Annotated in this window: 16 protein-coding genes; 4 read left to right on the top strand and 12 right to left on the bottom strand. The window is 65.5% G+C overall.

What is annotated here, in order from left to right; genetic code table 11:
* Nucleotides 1-71 precede the first annotated feature (71 nt).
* Nucleotides 72-1,304: an MFS transporter gene (locus tag WKW79_RS22725; protein ID WP_340337471.1), complete on the bottom strand. Its 1,233-nt coding sequence runs from the start codon at nt 1,302-1,304 to the stop codon at nt 72-74.
* A gap of 98 nt (nt 1,305-1,402) precedes the next feature.
* On the opposite strand from WKW79_RS22725, the gene WKW79_RS22730 reads away from it, so the two are divergent.
* Nucleotides 1,403-2,005: a TetR/AcrR family transcriptional regulator gene (locus WKW79_RS22730; protein WP_340337472.1), complete on the top strand. Its 603-nt coding sequence runs from the start codon at nt 1,403-1,405 to the stop codon at nt 2,003-2,005.
* A gap of 63 nt (nt 2,006-2,068) precedes the next feature.
* Here WKW79_RS22730 and ypfJ read toward each other — a convergent pair whose 3' ends face one another.
* The 4 genes from ypfJ to guaD form a co-directional block, all read right to left on the bottom strand.
* Nucleotides 2,069-2,947 (bottom strand): KPN_02809 family neutral zinc metallopeptidase, encoded by an 879-nt coding sequence (gene ypfJ, locus WKW79_RS22735; RefSeq protein ID WP_340337473.1) that lies wholly within the window; start codon nt 2,945-2,947, stop codon nt 2,069-2,071.
* 49 nt (nt 2,948-2,996) lie between these two features.
* A complete protein-coding gene (locus tag WKW79_RS22740; protein WP_340337474.1) occupies nt 2,997-3,239 on the bottom strand; it encodes a hypothetical protein in 243 nt (80 codons plus the stop codon).
* Nucleotides 3,240-3,341: 102 nt separating this feature from the next.
* Nucleotides 3,342-3,908 (bottom strand): dCTP deaminase, encoded by a 567-nt coding sequence (dcd, locus tag WKW79_RS22745; protein WP_340337475.1) that lies wholly within the window; start codon nt 3,906-3,908, stop codon nt 3,342-3,344.
* Complete coding sequence (gene guaD, locus WKW79_RS22750) at nt 3,905-5,245, bottom strand: guanine deaminase (RefSeq protein WP_340337476.1); 1,341 nt, start codon at nt 5,243-5,245, stop codon at nt 3,905-3,907. Before guaD ends, dcd begins: the two co-directional genes overlap by 4 nt.
* Before the next feature lie 149 nt (nt 5,246-5,394).
* Between guaD and WKW79_RS22755 the strand changes: the two genes are divergently transcribed.
* Nucleotides 5,395-6,540 carry a glycosyltransferase family 4 protein gene (locus tag WKW79_RS22755; protein ID WP_340337477.1) on the top strand — a complete coding sequence of 382 codons (1,146 nt, stop codon included), beginning with the start codon at nt 5,395-5,397 and terminating at the stop codon, nt 6,538-6,540.
* Complete coding sequence (locus tag WKW79_RS22760) at nt 6,537-7,199, top strand: acyltransferase (protein ID WP_340337478.1); 663 nt, start codon at nt 6,537-6,539, stop codon at nt 7,197-7,199. Before WKW79_RS22755 ends, WKW79_RS22760 begins: the two co-directional genes overlap by 4 nt.
* A gap of 38 nt (nt 7,200-7,237) precedes the next feature.
* Here WKW79_RS22760 and WKW79_RS22765 read toward each other — a convergent pair whose 3' ends face one another.
* Nucleotides 7,238-8,338, bottom strand: coding sequence for a BMP family ABC transporter substrate-binding protein (locus tag WKW79_RS22765; RefSeq protein ID WP_340337479.1), 1,101 nt, complete (start codon nt 8,336-8,338; stop codon nt 7,238-7,240).
* Between the two features lie 232 nt (nt 8,339-8,570).
* On the opposite strand from WKW79_RS22765, the gene WKW79_RS22770 reads away from it, so the two are divergent.
* Nucleotides 8,571-9,761, top strand: coding sequence for an MFS transporter (locus WKW79_RS22770; protein WP_340337480.1), 1,191 nt, complete (start codon nt 8,571-8,573; stop codon nt 9,759-9,761).
* Between the two features lie 872 nt (nt 9,762-10,633).
* Here WKW79_RS22770 and WKW79_RS22775 read toward each other — a convergent pair.
* From WKW79_RS22775 to WKW79_RS22800, 6 genes are all read right to left on the bottom strand, one after another.
* The gene (locus WKW79_RS22775; protein WP_340337481.1) at nt 10,634-11,674 is read right to left on the bottom strand and encodes an adenosine deaminase; all 1,041 of its coding nucleotides are present in this window, start codon (nt 11,672-11,674) and stop codon (nt 10,634-10,636) included.
* A 198-nt stretch (nt 11,675-11,872) separates the two neighbouring features.
* Nucleotides 11,873-13,051 carry a BMP family ABC transporter substrate-binding protein gene (locus WKW79_RS22780; RefSeq protein ID WP_340337482.1) on the bottom strand — a complete coding sequence of 393 codons (1,179 nt, stop codon included), beginning with the start codon at nt 13,049-13,051 and terminating at the stop codon, nt 11,873-11,875.
* Nucleotides 13,052-13,108: 57 nt separating this feature from the next.
* Complete coding sequence (locus tag WKW79_RS22785) at nt 13,109-14,029, bottom strand: ABC transporter permease (protein ID WP_340337483.1); 921 nt, start codon at nt 14,027-14,029, stop codon at nt 13,109-13,111.
* Nucleotides 14,030-14,031: 2 nt separating this feature from the next.
* Nucleotides 14,032-15,186 carry an ABC transporter permease gene (locus WKW79_RS22790; protein ID WP_340337484.1) on the bottom strand — a complete coding sequence of 385 codons (1,155 nt, stop codon included), beginning with the start codon at nt 15,184-15,186 and terminating at the stop codon, nt 14,032-14,034.
* Nucleotides 15,173-16,708: an ABC transporter ATP-binding protein gene (locus tag WKW79_RS22795; protein WP_340337485.1), complete on the bottom strand. Its 1,536-nt coding sequence runs from the start codon at nt 16,706-16,708 to the stop codon at nt 15,173-15,175. The genes WKW79_RS22790 and WKW79_RS22795 overlap by 14 nt, the downstream gene beginning before the upstream one ends.
* Nucleotides 16,709-16,815: 107 nt before the next feature.
* A complete protein-coding gene (locus WKW79_RS22800) occupies nt 16,816-17,775 on the bottom strand; it encodes a LysR family transcriptional regulator (protein ID WP_340337486.1) in 960 nt (319 codons plus the stop codon).
* Between the last annotated feature and the right edge of the window lie 7 nt (nt 17,776-17,782).

Consider the following 17,782-nt stretch of genomic DNA (forward strand, 5'->3'; position numbering starts at 1 on the left):
CCCCGATTGTCGCACTGCCGCAAAAATCAGCAAAAAACCCGGGGAAAACCACCTATTCCCGACTCGCCGGTTCAGCGCCGAACGGTTCCAAACAGGGCCAGCAACGCGAGCAGGATCACGCCGGAGCCAAACTCGTAGGCCGTGCTGGCGATACTGCCTTGATGCGCGACGCCATAGCCCGCAGCCATCGCCGGCAGCCCCATCGCCAGGTACGAGATGACGAACAGCACCGCCAGCACCGCCGCCCGTTCGTGCGCCTGGATCAGCCCGATGATGGTCCGCAGCGCGCCCTGGAATCCGGTGCCGAAGCCAATGCCCGCCACTGCCGTGCCCAGCAGGAACAAGCCGGGCTCACGCAGAGCCACCGCGGCCATTGCCGTGGCCATGCCGACCAGCAAGGCGCCAGCACCCAGCCGCAACAGCGCATGTGGCTCCAGGTTCCGAGTGACGAGCACCGCCAGCGCGCCGCTGCCCGCCAGCACGAACAGCGCGCTGCTGCCCAGGATCACCGAGCCGGCGCCGCCCGAGAGGCCGTTCAGCAAGGTCGGCCCCAGCGATGCATAGAAACCGGCCATCGTCCATACGGAAACCAGTGCCGGCGCGACGCGCAGCAAAGGCCCGCGCACGCCCGCCGGCACCGCCAGGCGCGGCTTCAACGAAGCCAGCGCGCCACCCTTCACAGCGGCAGTTTCCGCCATGAAGTACACGAGCACCGCCTGCATCACGAACACCACGCCAAGCACCGCATAGACCAGGTGCATCGGCGCCGGCAGGTAACGGATCATCGTTCCCGCGAGCAAGCCGCCGACGGCGGTGCCCATCATCGGCGCGAGCGAATTGGCCAGCGCCCCGCGGCCCTTGTCGATGTCCAGCAAGCCCGCACCGGCCGCGGCAATCGCCACGCCGGCTGAAACGCCCTGCACCACGCGCGCCAGCAGCAAGTCTTGCAAGCCATCGGCACTGGCAAAGATCAGCATGCTGGCCGCCTGAGCCAACGCCGCGCCGATCAGGACCGGCCGGCGCCCGACGTGGTCGGACAGCCGGCCACCGAACAGCAGCGCCAGCAGCACGGCGATCGCGTAGACCCCGAAAGCCACCGTCAGCATCGTCGACGAAAAGCCCCAGGCGCGCTGGTAGATCGCATAGAACGGCGTCGGCGCGCTCGACCCGGCCAGGAAGCCCAGGGTCATCGAGGCTTGCAGCAGGAAGGCCGCGTTGGGCGACAGGCGCCACGGCACGTGGCGAGTGGCAGCAGCGGGGCGGGCGGTCGCGGATGGGGTTACGGTGGTGCAGGCAGTCGTCATGGTGGTTTCGCACTCCTGGAATCGGAATTTTTCGAACAGACAGGTCTGTCTGCTACTTGCAGTGTACAGACCGGTCTGGTAATGTCAATCCCATGGAAATGAAAAAATCTTCGGCGGTGCCGCGCACCTCTGCTCGCGAACGGCTGCTGGCGGCGGCCGACGAGTTGTTCTACGAAGGTGGGATCAACACGGTCGGCATCGAGCGGGTGATCGAGCGCGCGGGCGTGGCCAAGGCCTCGCTCTACGACTGCTTCGGCAGCAAAGAAGAACTCATTCGCGCCTACCTGCAATCCCGGCACGAGGCGCGCAAGCTGCGCATCACCGCCAGACTCGCGACCTATGACACGCCGCGGGAACGCCTGCTCGGCGTGTTCGATGCGATGGAAGAGTTGATGGCGTCGGGCAATTTCCGCGGCTGCGCCTTCAACCGCGCCGCCAGCGAATCAAAGGCAGGGGGCAGCATCCAGACCACCTGCGACGAGGCGCGGGGCTGGATGCGGGAACTCTTCACCGGGCTGGCCAGGGACGCCGGGGCTGGCGACCCGGAGGCATTGGCGCGCCAGTTGGTGCTGCTCTACGACGGCGCGGCGGTTTCGGGCCAGCTTGAATTGGGCAGCGCTGCGGCGGCAACTGCACGGGCCATCGCGGCCCACATGCTGGACGCTGCTGCGCCAAAGACCGGCAAGCCGGTCCCGGCGTGAACGCCTCAACGACTTGGCAGGCTGTTGCAATGCGTTTCGGGGTCGCGCGGTGTCTACAGCCTGCTAGAGCGAACGCGCAGCGAAGGTATCGCAAGACTGGATCTGTCCGCTCTTGAAGCCAGCCCCGAACCAGCGTTGACGCTGTTCGCTGGTGCCATGCGTGAAGCTGTCCGGCACCACCGCGCGCCCGGCCGAGCGCTGCAAGGCATCGTCGCCAATCTTCTGGGCCGCGTTCATGGCCGCCTCGATGTCACCCGGGTCCAGCCATTGTTTCGATTCCTGCGAACGGTTCGCCCATACGCCGGCAAAGCAATCGGCCTGCAACTCGACGCGCACGCTCAGCGCGTTGTTCTGGGACTCGCTCAGGCGTCCGCGCATGGAGTCGACCTTGCCGGTCACACCCAGTTCATCCTGCACGTGATGGCCCACCTCGTGCGCAATCACGTAGGCCTGCGCGAACTCGCCCGGCGCGCCCAGCCGGTTCTTCAGCGTATCGAAGAAGCCCAGGTCGATGTAGACCTTCTTGTCGCCCGGGCAATAGAACGGTCCCATGGCTGATTGGCCCGTGCCGCAGGCGGTAGGCGTGGCGTTGCGAAACAGCACCAGGCGCGGCGGCGTGTAGGTCTTGCCGTTCTGCTGGAAGATGGCAGTCCACACCACCTCCGTGTTCCTCAGCACGGTGGAGACGAAAGCCGCCTCGCGGTCGTTCGCCGGCGGCTTCTGTGCCGGACCTTGTTGCTGCTGCACTTGCGGGGAACTGCCTCCGCTGAGCAGGCCCAGGATGGTGAGAGGGTTGACGCCGAGGACCCAGCCGCCGATCAAGGCCACTGCGATCGTGCCGATGCCGATGCTGCGGCCGCCGATGAAACCGCCTCCTCCGCCACCGCCAACACTTCTTCTGTCCTCGACGTTGTCGGACTGTTCGTTGCCTTCCCACCTCATGGCTGTCTCCTCACCGGCATGCGCCGGATAGCGCTCAGATAGTACCGGCTCAGCGAGCCGGCGTGTAACCGACAGTCATGACCCCTTCACGCTCGGCCGGGCGCGACTGGCGTTGGGCCACCTGGCTGCGCTGCTGCGCCTCCGCCACCTCGCGCCATTCGGCCTTGCGCACTTGGGAATGGGCAATCATCGCCATGGCCACGATCTGTGCCAGCACGATCGCCAGAAGCAGCGCCACCAGCAACTTGCGCATCGGCGACAGTTCGCGCAGTTCGTTGAGTGAATACAGCATGGGAGTCTCCGTAACGCCGCGCCCGGTGCGCGACGGCAGCGCCATGCTGGATGACCGCGCGCCCTCGCACTGGGAGCGCTATTCGCAACAAGATGTAGGAACTCAGGCTTTGGGGAGCGTCACGCCGCGCTGACCCTGGTACTTGCCGCCGCGGTCCTTGTAGCTGGTCTCGCAGACCTCGTCGCTCTCGAAGAACAGCACCTGCGCGCAGCCTTCGCCCGCGTAGATCTTGGCTGGCAGCGGCGTGGTGTTGCTGAATTCCAGGGTCACGTAGCCCTCCCATTCCGGCTCGAAGGGCGTGACGTTGACGATGATGCCGCAGCGCGCATAGGTGCTCTTGCCGAGGCAGATGGTCAGCACGTTGCGCGGGATGCGGAAGTACTCGACCGTACGCGCCAGCGCGAAGCTGTTGGGCGGGATGATGCAGCAGTCCTCGTTGAAGTCGACGAAGCTCTTCTCGTCGAAGTTCTTCGGGTCGACCACGGTGCTGTGGATGTTGGTGAACACCTTGAATTCAGGCGCGCAGCGGATGTCGTAGCCGTAGCTCGAGGTGCCGTAGCTGATGATCTTGTGACCCTCGCGCTCGCGGATCTGGCCCGGCTCGAAGGGCTCGATCATGCCGTGCTGCTCGGCCATGCGCCGGATCCATTTGTCGCTCTTGATGCTCATGTGAAGTCGGGGCTGCGGGAAGTGGGCGTGGATTTTGGCACGCCGCCCGCCTCGGGCATCGCCTGCGAGATCACCGACCGCTCGATCACCCGGTCGTCGCCGAGCACGATCAGCGAGAACAGCAGCTCTTCCAGGTTGGCAGCCCGCCCGGTCTTGCGCGCCAGCAGCGGCGTCGCCTTGGGGTTCAGCACCAGGAAATCGGCCTCGCAGCCGGGTTGCAGGTTGCCGACCACGCCCTCCAGCCCCAATGCGCGCGCCGCGCCGGCGGTGTGGCGCCACCACAGTTGCGAGGGCGCGATGCTGAGGCCGGGCTTGGTCCGGCCTTCGCGACCCACGTAATACGCGGCAAGCATGGTGTGGAAGGGGCTGAAGCTGGTGCCGCCGCCGACGTCGCTGGCCAGTCCGTAGTGATAGCCGATTCGGTCGGCCCCCTCGAAATCGAAGAAGCCGCTGCCCAGGAACAGGTTGCTGGTCGGACTGACGGCGGCGGCGGCACCTGTCTCACGCATGAGACGGCGGTCGTCGTCGTCGAAGTGGATGCAATGCGCGTAGACCGAGCGCTCGCGCATCAGGTCGAAGCCGAGGTAGACGTCCAGATAGGAGCGTGCCTTGGGAAACAGCTTCATCACCCACTTGACCTCGTCCTCGTTCTCGGCGACGTGGGTGTGGATCCAGGTGTCCCGGTAGCGCGCGGCCAGTTCGCCGGCGCCGCGCAGTTGCTCGTCCGTGCAGGTCGGCGCAAAGCGGGGGGTGATGGCATAGCCGAGGCGGTCCACGTTGTGCCAGCGCTGGATCAAGGCTTCCGTATCGATCAGGCTCTGTTCAGTTTCGTCCCTTACACCGTCCGGCGAATGACGATCCTGCAGCACCTTGCCCGCCACCATGCGCAGCTTGCGCCGCTGCGCCGCCGAGAAGATGGCATCGACGGAGGTCGGGTGCGAAGTGGCGAAGGCGAGCGCAGTGGTCACGCCGTTGCGCATCAGCTCGTCGAGGAAGACCTCCGCCACCTGGGTCGCGTGTTCCGGGTCGGAAAACTGGCTTTCGGCCGGGAAGGTGTAGTTCTCCAGCCACGGAAGCAGCCCATCCGCAGGCGCACCGATGATGTCGGTCTGCGGGAAGTGGATGTGCATGTCGATGAATCCGGGCGCCAGGATGCGCCCGGGCAAGGTTGTTGCATCCAGGCCGGCATGGCGCGGGCCAACCTGGTGCCAGGGCCCGGCGTCCAGCACGACCTGCCGGCCACGGGAATCCGGGCCGACGACCAGCAGCCCATCTTCATCGAACAGGGCTGCGCCATTGAAATCAAATCGCAAAAGTGAGGCACGGTACGCTTTCATGGGGGTAGCTTACGCAGAATCGCTGAGTCAATGATGCTTGCGTACCGATAATTAGTATCCGCAACCGTACACAATCGTCGTGAATTCCAGGGAGGGTTACTTTCCTTGAGGACGCGACCCCATTCCCCGGATCTGGATCTCTGTAATCAATGAAAGTGCTCCTGATAGGAAACCTGCCTGCGGACGGGCAGACGAGCATGCTGCTCTTCCAGGCGGTCATCGAACGCGAAATGACGCGGCTCGGCCATGACGTGCGCCTGGTGACGCCCACCCCGTGGGTGCAGCGGCTGCCATGGCCCCAGCGGCTCCAGAAATGGGTGGGCTACATCGACAAGTTCGTGCTGTTCCCGCTCACCCTGGCGCGGCATGTGCGCTGGGCCGACGTGGTGCATGTCACGGACCATTCCAATGCGATGTACGTGCCCCGCGTAACCGCCAAGCCGAACATCGTCACCTGCCACGACGTCATCGCGATCCAGGCCGGGCTCGGGATGATTCCCGGCTGGAACGTGGGCTGGACCGGGCGCGTCTTCCAGCGGCTGATCTCGAAGGGGCTGGACCGCACCGACGAGGTCGCCTGCGTTTCCCACCTGACGCGGCGCCACCTGCTGGAACTGCGCCTGGCCGAGGAGCGGCGCGTGGGCGTGGTACTGAACGGCCTCAATGCGGCCTTCGCGCCTGTGGCGCCCGAAATCGCCGCGCCGGTGATCCGCAGGGTTGGCCTGGGTCCGCAAGACCGCTACGTGATGCACATCGGCGCCGACATGCCGCGCAAGAACCGCATCACCATCCTCAAGGCGTTCATCGAACTGCAGCGTCGCAGTGCCGAAAGCGGGCGTCCCCCGGTGGCCGACAAGCTGCTGATCGTGGGCGCGCCGCTGGCCCCGCCCCTGGAGGAGTTGGCCCGCTCCAGCGGCGTCGCCGACAAGATCATCATGGCCAAGAACGTTTCGCATGAAGACCTGTGTGCGCTCTACTCACAGGCCACGGCGCTGCTGTTCCCTTCGCTGCAGGAGGGCTTCGGCTGGCCGATCATCGAGGCGCAGGCCTGCGGCTGTCCGGTGTTCACCTCCGATGTGGCGCCGATGAACGAGATCGGCGGCAAGGCCGCGGTCTATGTCCAGCCGGAGGACGCCGATGGCCTCGCGACCGCGATCGAACAAGCCGTACCGCGCCTGGACGAAATGCGCAGGCTGGGCATCGAGAACGCCGCCTTCTATACCTCCGAGCGCATGGCGCAGGGCTACATCGACACCTACCGCAAGGCGATCGACGCCCGGCAGGGCGCCGCATGAAGAAGCTGCTGTCGCTCCTCGTCGTGGCCCTGCCCTGGCCCCTGAAGCGCTGGCTGCTGCGCAAGGTGTGGGGCTATCGCATCGCGGACAGCGCGCGCATCGGGCTGTCGTACATCTTTCCGGGTGAACTGGAGATGGGCGAGCATGCCTACATCGGGCATTTCAACGTCGCGATTCACCTGGGACGCGTGGTGTGCGGGGAGCATTCGCGCATCGAGCGGGGCAACTGGATCACCGGCCATCCGCCTGCCGGCGCGCATTTCACGCACCGCACCGGGCGTGACCCCTCGCTGTTGCTCGGCGCCCATGCCGCCGTCACCAAGTCGCACATCATCGATTGCACCGATCGGGTGCAGATCGGCGCCTTCACGACCGTGGCCGGCTACCACTCGCAGCTCATCACGCATGGCATCGATGCGGTGACGGCGCGCCAGGACTGCAAGCCGATCTCGATTGGCGCCTACTGCCTCGTGGGCACGCGCATCACCGCCATTGGCGGGGCGGTGCTGCCGGACCGGTGCATCCTGGGGGCGGGCTCGGTGCTGAACAAGGCGCACAGCGAAGAGTGCGTGCTGTATGCGGGACAGCCGGCGGTGCGCATCAAGTCGATTCCGGAAGACGCGGCCTACTTCAAACGCACGCGCGGCTTCATTGACTGAGGCTTGAGCGCCCCGCGCGCGCCATCCCGCTGCGGCCGTCACGCGCCGTGGCGAGTCACCTTGCCTTGCACGCCCTCGACCAGCCAGTTCATCTGCAGGATCTGGGCGTCGGTGAGCGAACTGCCCTTCGGGATCACGACGCGGCCCTGGTTGTCGCGCACGTCGGCCGTTGCGGCAAAGGGCTGCAGCTTGCCGCTGCCGATGTCGCGTTGGCGGGCCATCACCTCGTCCTGCACGCTCTTGGGCACCTTGGAGCCGAAGTCGCCGACACGGATCATCCCTTCCTTCACGCCGCCCCAGATCGAGCCGCTCTTCCAGCTGCCGCCGAGCACGGCGCGGGCGCGTTGCGTGTAGTAGCCGCCCCACTCATGGGTAACGGCGACGATCTGCGCGTCGGGAGCGACCTTGCGCATGTCGGAGTGGTAGGCGACGGCCATCTTGCCGCGCTCCTGGGCGGCGGTCATGACGGCAGTGGAGCCGGTGTGGAAGGCGATGACATCGACGTCCTGGTTGAACAGGGACATCGCGGCATCGCGTTCCTTCGGCGGATTGAACCATTCGTCGAGCCACACGACCTTGACCTGCGCCTTCGGGTCGACCGAGCGCATGCCAAGGGTGAAGGCATTGATGCCCTGCAGCACCTCGGGGATCGGGAAGCCCGCGACATAGCCGGCCACATGGGTCTTGGTCATGCGGCCCGCGGCCACGCCGGCCAGGTAGCGGCCCTCGTAGTAGCGGGCGTTGGAGGTGGCGACGTTGTCGGCCGTCTTGAGTCCGGTGACCGACTCGAACTTGACGTCGGGGAAGTCGCGCGCCACCTTCAGCGTCGGCTCCATGTAGCCGAAGCTGGGCGTGAAGATCAGCTTGTGGCCCGACTGGGCCAGGTCGCGGATCACGCGCTCGGCGTCAGCGCCTTCGGAGACGTTCTCGACGTAGGTGGTCTTGACCTTGCCGGGCAGGGCAGCCTCGACGGCCTTGCGGCCGAGTTCGTGCTGGTGCACCCAGCCGGCATCGGTCAGCGGCGTGACGTAGACGAAGCCGACCTTGAGCGGCGGGGTCACCGGTGCGGCGGTCTGGGAAAAGGCGGGGGAAGAAAAAGCACAGGCAGCCGCGATCGCGGCCACGAGGTTTTTGTACATGGTAGTCCTCTACATGGCCCCGGATGGTTGAACGGAATGCGGCACCTCGGAGCAGCGGCGCGGGCTGTATTTTAGGCGCTGCGCCTTGGGCCGCCGATTTGCGACGGCGTTGGCAGTGCCGCGACCCATGTGACTTGGCCGCTGGCGACCCCACGCGGGCGCATCGAGGCGCGATGGCCCGCGCCGTCAATCAGCAGGGCCCCGAAGCGCAGGCGCGCCGCAGAATCAAGGGATGGCCGAAGCATCCTCGCACCCGCATTGGCGGCGCAATCTCATCGTCTGCATGTTCGGTTCGTTCACGACCATCGTGGCGATGACACTGCTGCTGCCCTTCCTGCCGCTGTACGTGGAGCAACTGGGCGTGACGGACCCTGCGGCCATCGTGCAATGGTCGGGCGTGGCCTTCGGCGCGACCTTCTTCAGCGCGGCGTTGTGCGCGCCGCTGTGGGGGAAGCTGGCGGATCTCTACGGCCGCAAACTGATGCTGATCCGGGCCAGCCTGGGCATGGCGGTGGCGATGGCGTTGATCGGCGTGGCGGACAACGTGTGGCATCTGGTCGGCCTGCGCTTGCTGGCGGGCCTGCTTGGCGGCTATGCCTCGGGCTCGATGGTGCTGGTGGCCACGCAAACGCCGAAGGATCGCACCGGCTGGGCGCTCGGCACGATGTCGTCGGCCATCATGGCGGGCAACCTGGTCGGGCCGCTGATCGGGGGAGCGCTGCCGCCGTTGATCGGCATCCGCAACACTTTCTTTGCGGCGGGCGCGGTGATCTTCGTGGCCTTCCTGGCGACCGTGACGCTGATCCGAGAGGAAAAGCGGCCGCCCGTCGCCAAGGGTGCGCAGGCGAAGGTGGGCTGGGCATCGATCGAGGACAAGGGGCCGATCGTCGCGATGTTCATCACCGGCACGCTGCTGATGCTGGCCAACATGTCGATCGAGCCGATCATCACCGTCTACGTCGCGCAACTCGTGGCCGACCCGGTGCATGTGACCATGATGGCCGGCCTCGTGATGTCGGCGGCCGCGCTGGGCAGCATCCTGTCTTCCGCGCGGCTCGGCAAGCTGGCGGACCGTGTCGGGCACTGGAACGTGATCGTCGGATGCCTGGCCATCTCCGCCGTGCTGCTGGTGCCGCAGGCCTTCGTGACTTCAGGGTGGCAACTGGTGGTGCTGCGCTTCCTGATGGGGCTGTCGCTGGGCGGACTGCTGCCGTGCATCGCCAGCGTGATCCGCCACAACGCGCCGGAGCGCGCGGCGGGGCAGATGCTGGGATGGTCGGTGTCGGCGCGGTACACCGGACAGGTGCTCGGGCCGTTGCTGGGCGGCTTCGTCGGCGGGCACTACGGGATGCGCGCGGTGTTCCTTGGCACCTGCGTGCTGATGGCGGGTGGGGCGTTGTGGAACTGGCGGGTGAAGCGGTAGTGCCGCACTCCGTAGTCGTTCACCACATTTAGGAAGCGCCCTCGCATCAAGCTCACTCATGACGATCTCCCGGACTTGCAACGCCGCGGCCTCTGCGGGATCCAACATCAGCACAGCCTGCCTCTTTCACATCAGTTCTTGCCGGGCTAGGTGAAACCAAGTTCATATGCATGAATCGCGGACAGCACTCGCTTCCGCCGCTTTCTCGGACCTGAGTCCGGCAGCAGCAAGCACCGCTTGAGAGGCGACAAGGCGACAAGAGCGCGCACGCTTATCACTCGAGTTTGGCGCGCAAAGAGTCATCGTCAAGTGAGTTTCAATCGATGTCTTGGCATGGCCGCCGAGGACATCGGCGTCGAGCAGCTACGCAAACGAAGCTACAAGATTTGATGCCGAGGCAAGCGCAATAGATACTGCTGTCAGCAAGGCTGCCCGCTGGTTCAATTCCGCACCCTCGCACGCGGCAGCATCCACCTTCTTAAGCCAATCGTGAAAGACCTCCATGGTCATCACTTCATCCGACTCTCTGCGGGGCAATGGGGTCGTTGACTTGCTTGCCTTGAACCATAGGCACGCCGCGACTACACCCGTTGCGACGCCCGCGCCCGTCAGCACAGAAACCAATCCCGTCAAAGACATCTTGTTCTCCCTCTGTTAGGCCCTATTTTGGCTGGTTGCCATGCTCGGCCACAGCGGCTCGATTGCTACTTTTTCCCTCGCACTCAAAATTCACTTGCGTCGAGCTTCATCAAACTCTGCGGTCCATGGGGCGCTGGCGACCGCGAAGGTTTAGCCCAATCGGATCTTGGTCTGGAATTCAATGGAACTGAGGGTGGCCTTGAAACCAGGTCTCGCAACGCTCAACACGGCCTTTAAGCAAAGGTCTCGAAAGCCGCGTTGAGCCGATCCACGTACGCCTTCTTCGCCGAAGCGTCGATGAAGCTGCCGTTGAAGCTGTTGGCCGCGAGCTGCCAGGCCTGCTGCGACGTCAGCCCGGTCGCGGCGAAGGTCTGCGTGAAGTTCTCGTTCATGTAGCCGCCGAAGTAGGCCGGGTCGTCGGAGTTGACCGTGGCGACGAGGCCCGCGTCGAGCAAGGCCCCGAGGTTGTGCTTCGACAGGTCCGGGAACACGCAGAGCTTCAGGTTGGACAGCGGGCAGACGGTCAGCGGGATCTTGTCCTGTGCCAGGCGCTTCATCAGCGCCGGGTCCTTGCTGCTCTGCACGCCATGGTCGATGCGCTCGACCTTGAGCACGTCCAACGCACTCCAGACATAAGCAGGCGGCCCCTCCTCGCCCGCGTGCGCGACGAGGTGGAAGCCCAGTTCACGGCAGCGCGCGAACACCTTGGCGAACTTCTCGGGTGGATGGCCGACCTCGCTCGAATCGAGGCCGATGCCGATGAACTTGTCGCGGTACGGCAGCGCCTGCTCCAGCGTCTCGAAGGCCTCCTGCTCGCTCAGGTGGCGCAGGAAGCAGAGGATCAGCGCGGCGCTCACGCCCAGCTTGGCCTTGGCATCGACACAGGCGCGGTGCAGGCCATCGATCACGACCTTGACGTCGACGCCGCGCGCCGTGTGCGTCTGCGGGTCGAAGAACATCTCGCAGTGGATGACGTTGTCGGCCGCCGCACGCTCCAGGTAGGCCCAGGCCATGTCGTAGAAGTCCTGCTCCTTCAGCAGCACGCTGGCGCCGGCGTAGTAGATGTCGAGGAAGCTCTGCAGGTTGGTGAAGGCATAGGCGCGCCGCAGATCCTCGACGCTCGCGTAGGGAATGCTCACCGCATTGCGCTGCGCCAGCGCGAAGATCAGTTCGGGCTCCAGCGAGCCCTCGATGTGCATGTGGAGCTCGGCCTTGGGCATGGCGCGCAGCAGCGCGGGCAGGCGGTCTTGGGCAATGGGGCGGACAGTGGTCATGGTGGGTGTTGGACGTTGGAAGGGCCGCGATTCGGGAGCGGGCAGCGAGTCGCAAAAGGAATGCCAAGATTTTCTTTGAATCCTTCTGCGACTTCCGCGTACTTTTGTCTTTCTTCTGCGTTCGGCTGTCCGCTTTCATGAGCCTCAAAAAGACAAAGGGCCGCTTGAAAGCGGCCCTTCATCAGCAAGGCGAGCGAGTTACTTGCCGCCGGGCACCTTGCCGTCCACGCCCTTGACGTAGAAGTTCACGCCCGACAGGAACTTGTCATCGGCCACGGCGCCGGCCGCAATGAGTTCCTTGCCGTCGTTGCCGGTGATCGGGCCCTTCCAGATCTGGTAGCTGCCGTCCTTCAGGCCCTTCTTGACTTCTTCGACCTTGGTCTTGATCTCGGCCGGCACGTCTTCGGCGATCGAGACGATGTCGATCGCGCCTTCCTTCACGCCCCACCAGGCCTGGCCGGTCGTCCACTTGTTGTCGAGCGCGTCCTGCGTGGCCTTGATGTAGTACGGGGTCCAGTTGATCACGGCCGATGCCAGGTGGGCCTTGGGGCCATAGGCAGTCATGTCCGAATCCCAGCCGAAGGCGCGCTTGCCCTTCTCTTGCGCCGTCTTCAGCACGGCGGGCGAGTCGGTGTTCTGGAACAGCACGTCGGCGCCGCCGTTGATGAGGGTGGTGGCGGCTTCGGTTTCCTTCGGCGGGCTGAACCATTCGTTGACCCACACCACCTTGGTCGTGATCTTCGGGTTGACCGACTGCGCGCCCATGGTGAAGCTGTTGATGTTGCGCAGCACTTCGGGAATCGGCACCGAGCCGACCACGCCGAGCTGGTTGGTCTTGGTCATGCCGCCCGCGATCACGCCGGCCATGTACGCGCCTTCATAGGTGCGGCTGTCGTAGGTGCGCATGTTCGGCGCGGTCTTGTAGCCGGTGGCATGCTCGAACTTCACGTCCGGGAAGTCCGGCGCGATCTTGAGCATGGGCTCCATGTAGCCGAAGGTGGTGCCGAAGATCAGCTTGTTGCCCGAGCTGGCCATTTCGCGGAACACGCGCTCGGCGTCGGCCGATTCCGGCACGCTTTCGACGAAGCTGGTCTTGATCTTGTCGCCGAATTCCTTCTCCAGCGCCTTGCGGGCGTTGTCGTGCGCGAAGGTCCAGCCGCCGTCGCCCACGGGGCCGACATAGGCGAAGGCGATGTTCAGCGGACCCGCGGCGGCCGGCGCCGGTGCAGGCGCGGCGGCGGTAGGTGCCGGAGCGGCCGGCGGTGCAGCGGGCGCCGCGGCCTCTTCCTTCTTGCCGCAGCCCACGAGCGCGGCCGAGGCCACAGCGGTCATGGCGGCCAACTTGAGCAGGGCACGCTTGTTCATCAGATCAGTCATTGTCGAAATCCTCAAAGGGGACGGGTTGGCAAACACAAAAACACAAATCCGGGCGGATTATGAACCGGGGTAGAACGGTTTCCCGATCGAGGCCGGCATGTTCACGCGAATGAACGCCGGGTTGCGGGAGATCAGCGCCAGCACCACGATGGTCGCGACGTACGGCATCATGTTCAGGAACTGGCTCGGCACGTCGACCCCCACGCTTTGCAGGTGGAAGCCCAGCATCGTGACCCCGCCGAACAGGTAGGCACCAAGCAAGACGCGGGCCGGCCGCCAGGTGGCGAAGGTGGTCAGCGCCAGCGCGATCCAGCCCTTGCCGGCCACCATGTTTTCCACCCACAGGCCCGTGTAGACCACGGACAAGTAGGCGCCCGCCAGCCCGCACAGCGCGCCGCCGGCGATCACGGCCAGCAGGCGGATGCGACGCACGGGATAGCCCAGCGCATGCGCCGATTCGGGTGACTCACCGACCGAGCGCAACACCAGGCCCGTGCGCGTGCGGAACAGGAACCAGATCAGCGCGAAGGTCAGGAACACCGCGAAGTAGACGATCGGGTGATGCTGGAACAGCGCCGGCCCAACCACCGGCAGGTCACCCAGCCCCGGGATGCTGAACTTCAGACTCTCCGGCAGCTTGGCCTGCACGTAGTCCTTGCCGGCAAAGGCCGAGAATCCGACCCCGAACAGGCTCAGCGCCAGCCCGGTTGCGTACTGGTTGGTGTTGAGCCAGATCACCAGGAAGCCGAACAGCATCGACAGGAAGCCACCAACGGCCATGCCTGCCAGGAAGCCAAGCCAACTGCTGCCGGTCTTCACGGTGACCGCGAAGCCCGCGATGGCGGCGCAGAGCATGAGCCCTTCGGCGCCGAGGTTGACGATGCCGGCCTTCTCGTTGATGAGCAGGCCGAGCGCGGCAATGGCCAGCACGGTGCCGGCGCTGAGCATCGAGCCCAGCAGGAGTGCGTACGAGTCCATGTTCAGAGCGCTCCTTCGGTGACGCGTGCAACGGGTTGCGCAGTGAGGGGGGTGCTGGCTTGCAGCGAGGCGGTGCCCACGGCCTGTGCCATGGGCCGGGGTGCCGCCTTGCGCCGGATGCGGTAGGCAATCAGCGTGTCGCAGGCCAGCAGCGTGAACAGCAACAGGCCCTGGAACACGCCGGTCAGCGACTTCGGCAGGCCCAGGCGCGACTGCGCGAGTTCACCGCCGATGTAGAACATGCTCATCAGGATGGCCGAGAACACCATCCCCACCGGATGCAGCCGCCCGACAAAGGCCACGATGATGGCCGCGAAGCCGTAGCCTACCGGCAGGTAGGGCGTGAGCTGGCCGATCGGGCCGGCGACTTCGAGCGCACCCGCCAGGCCGGCCGCAGCGCCAGAGGTCAGCAAGGCGATCCACACTGCGCGCCGGGCCGAGAAGCCCGCATAGCGCGAAGCCGCCGGCGCGAGGCCACCGACCTGCTGCGCAAAGCCGGCCCGGGTGCGGAACAGGAACACCCACAGCGCAGCGACACCCAGCAGCGCGATCACCAGCCCGATGCTCACGCGCGAGCCCTTCATGAGGCGCGGTATCTGCGTGATCACGTCGAAGGGCCGGCTCTGCGGGAAGTTGAAGCCCGCCGGATCCTTCAGCGGTCCGGCCACCACATAGCCCAGCACCAGGATGGCGATGTAGACCATCATCAGCGTGACGAGGATTTCGTTCGCATTGAACTTGTCCCGCAGCACCGCCGCGATCGCCGCCCAGGCCATGCCGCCCAGGATGCCCGCCAGGATGATGGCCGGCACGATCCACGGGCCCGTGCTCTTGTCCGCCGTCACGGCGACAAAGGACGAGCAGATCGCGCCAATCACGAACTGCCCTTCCGCGCCGATGTTCCACACGTTGGAGCGGAAGCAGACGGCCAGGCCCAGCGCGATGATGAGCAGCGGCGTCGCCTTGACCATCAACTCGCCGATGGCATAGCCGTTCTTGATCGGCTCGTAGAAGAACACCAGCAGGCCCTTGACCGGGTCCTTGCCGAGCGCCGCGAACAGCGCCATGCCGATCAGCACCGTGATCAGCAGCGCCAGGATGGGCGAACCGTAGCTCCAGAATTTGGAAAGCTGCGGACGGGCTTCAAGCTTGAGCATGTGCGGCCTCCCTTGCTGCGGCGGCGCCTTGCCAGAGTCCGCTCATCCATTCACCGATCTGCGGCACCGTGGCCGCGGCCCGATCCACCGAGGGCGACAACTGCCCCTTGGCGATCACATACAGGCGGTCGCTGATCTCGAACAGCTCGTCGAGCTCCTCGCTCACCACCAGCACCGCGCAGCCCGCATCGCGCAACGCGAGGATCTCGGCGCGGATCAGCGCCGCCGCACCCACGTCCACGCCCCAGGTCGGCTGCGCCACGATGAACAACTTGGGGTTGGCATCGATCTCGCGCCCGACGATGAACTTCTGCAGGTTGCCGCCCGACAGCGAACGTGCCGCCGAGCCCGGGCCTCCGGCCTTGACGTTGAAGCGCTTGATGATCTCGGCCGCGTGGCCCTGCAAGGCGCCGGTGCGGATCCAGCCGCTCTTGCTGATCGCGTTGTCGCGCGTCAGCAGCATGTTGTGAGCGAGGCTCAGCGTGGGCACCGCACCGCGGCCCAGGCGTTCCTCGGGCACGAAGTGCATGCCGAGCCTGCGTCGGCCTCGAGGTCGCATTCGCGCCGCCGCCTGGCCGAACATCTCGATCATGCCGGCCTCGGCGCGCGTGTCCTCACCGGAGAGCGCGTAGAGCAGTTCCTTCTGCCCGTTGCCCGAGACGCCAGCGATGCCGACCACCTCACCGCCACGCACTTCCATGTTCACGCCGTCCAGGTCGACGCCGAACTGGTCTTCGCGCGCCAGCGTGAGCCCCTTCACCCGCAGCGCCACTCCGCCGACCTTGACCTGGCGATGCTGCAACGGCGGCGGCTCGGCGCCGATCATCAGGCGCGACAGCGATTCATTGCTCTCCTGCTGCGGATTGCACACGCCCGTGACCTTGCCGCCGCGCAGCACCGTGCAGGCGCTGCACAGCTCGCGGATCTCATGCAGCTTGTGGCTGATGTAGAGGATGCTGCAACCCTCGGCCGTCAACTGCTTGAGCACCACGAACAGCTTTTGCACCGCCTGCGGCGTCAGCACCGAGGTCGGCTCGTCGAGGATCAGCAGCTTGGGATTGGTGAGCAGCGCGCGAATGATCTCGACGCGCTGCATCTCGCCGACCGACAACGTGTGGACCGGTCGCGTCGGGTCCATGTCGAGGCCGTATTCGCTGGCCTTGGCTTCGACGCGACGGGCCACCTCGGCCAGCGCCAGGCTCTTGTCGAGCCCGAGCCAGACGTTCTCGGCCACGGTGAGCGTGTCGAACAGGCTGAAGTGCTGGAACACCATGCTGATGCCCAGCGCCCGCGCCTCTTGCGGATTTCGGATGTTGACCGGTTGGCCGTTGAAACTGACGGTGCCTTCATCCGGCTTCACCGAGCCGTAGATGATCTTCATCAACGTCGACTTGCCGGCACCGTTCTCGCCGAGAACGGCATGGGCTTCACCGGGCTGGACGGTGAGGGAAACGTCGCTGTTCGCGACCACGGACGGATAGCGCTTCGTGATGTTCGAAAGCTGGAGTCTGTAGGGTGTCATGACCTTTGCGCGTTGTCATTTTTCATCTGGATCAGTCGCTGACCGTCCGTCCCGCGGAACGACGTCAGTCGCTGTCCTTTTTATCACCCCCTACTGGTGGACCGGCCTTAGGCCTTTTGTTTGATCGCCCCTCCGCTGCTGGACCGCAGCGATGCGGCGACGTTCTTGCTTCGCTCGCGCAACCATTGCGCGGAGATGGATGTGTGGGTTCGCTCGTGCCAGAGCTGGTAGTACATCAACTGCGGCAGCGCGACCGGGCATTCCATGATGGTGACGGGCAGGCGGCCCACCAGGCGCTCGCAGTACTGACGGCCCGTGGTCAGCACCAGCAAGCTCGATGCCACCATGTCCGGCATCAGGCTGAAGTGCGCGCAGCGCGCCGTGATGTTGCGCTGCAGGTTGAGCTCATCGAGCATCTGGTCGATGACGCCACGTGCGCCGGGGTGTGTCGGCGTCGGCGCGATGTGCTCGGCGGCAAGCCAGGTGCGTGCGTCCCAGCCGCGCCGCGCGGCCGGATGATCCTTCCAGACCAGCGACACCACCTCGTCGGCGAAGAGCTTCGCCATGTGCAGGTCTTCCGGCGGCTTGAGCCAGTTGCCGATCACCAGGTCGACATGGCCCAGCGACAGGTGGGCGTGGTAGTCGGAGTCGGGCGACAACGGATGGATCTCGATCTTGCAGAGCGGCGCCTGGCTCTTGATCTGCGCCACGAGCATCGGCAGGAAGAGCGGGTCCAGGTAGTCGCTGGCGGCGATGCGGAAGGTCGCGGTGGCAGTCTGTGGGTCGAAGCCGCGTGCATCGCTGAACAGCACCTCCGCCGCGCGCAGGATGCTGGCGCTGGGCTCGATCATGCGCAGGCCGGCATCGGTGGGCACCATGCCAGTGCCGGAGCGCACCAGCAGCGGGTCACCCGAGAGGTCACGCAGGCGCTTGAGTGCGGCCGAGACCGCCGGCTGGTACATGCCGAGCCGGATGGCCGCGCGCGACACGCTCCTGTCCGTCAAGACCGTGTACAGCACCCGGATGAGATGCAGGTCGATCTTGTCGAGAAGCGCGTTGTCTCTCATGACGCCT

It is taken from the genome of Variovorax robiniae, assembly GCF_037889955.1.
Lineage (GTDB): Bacteria > Pseudomonadota > Gammaproteobacteria > Burkholderiales > Burkholderiaceae_C > Variovorax > Variovorax robiniae.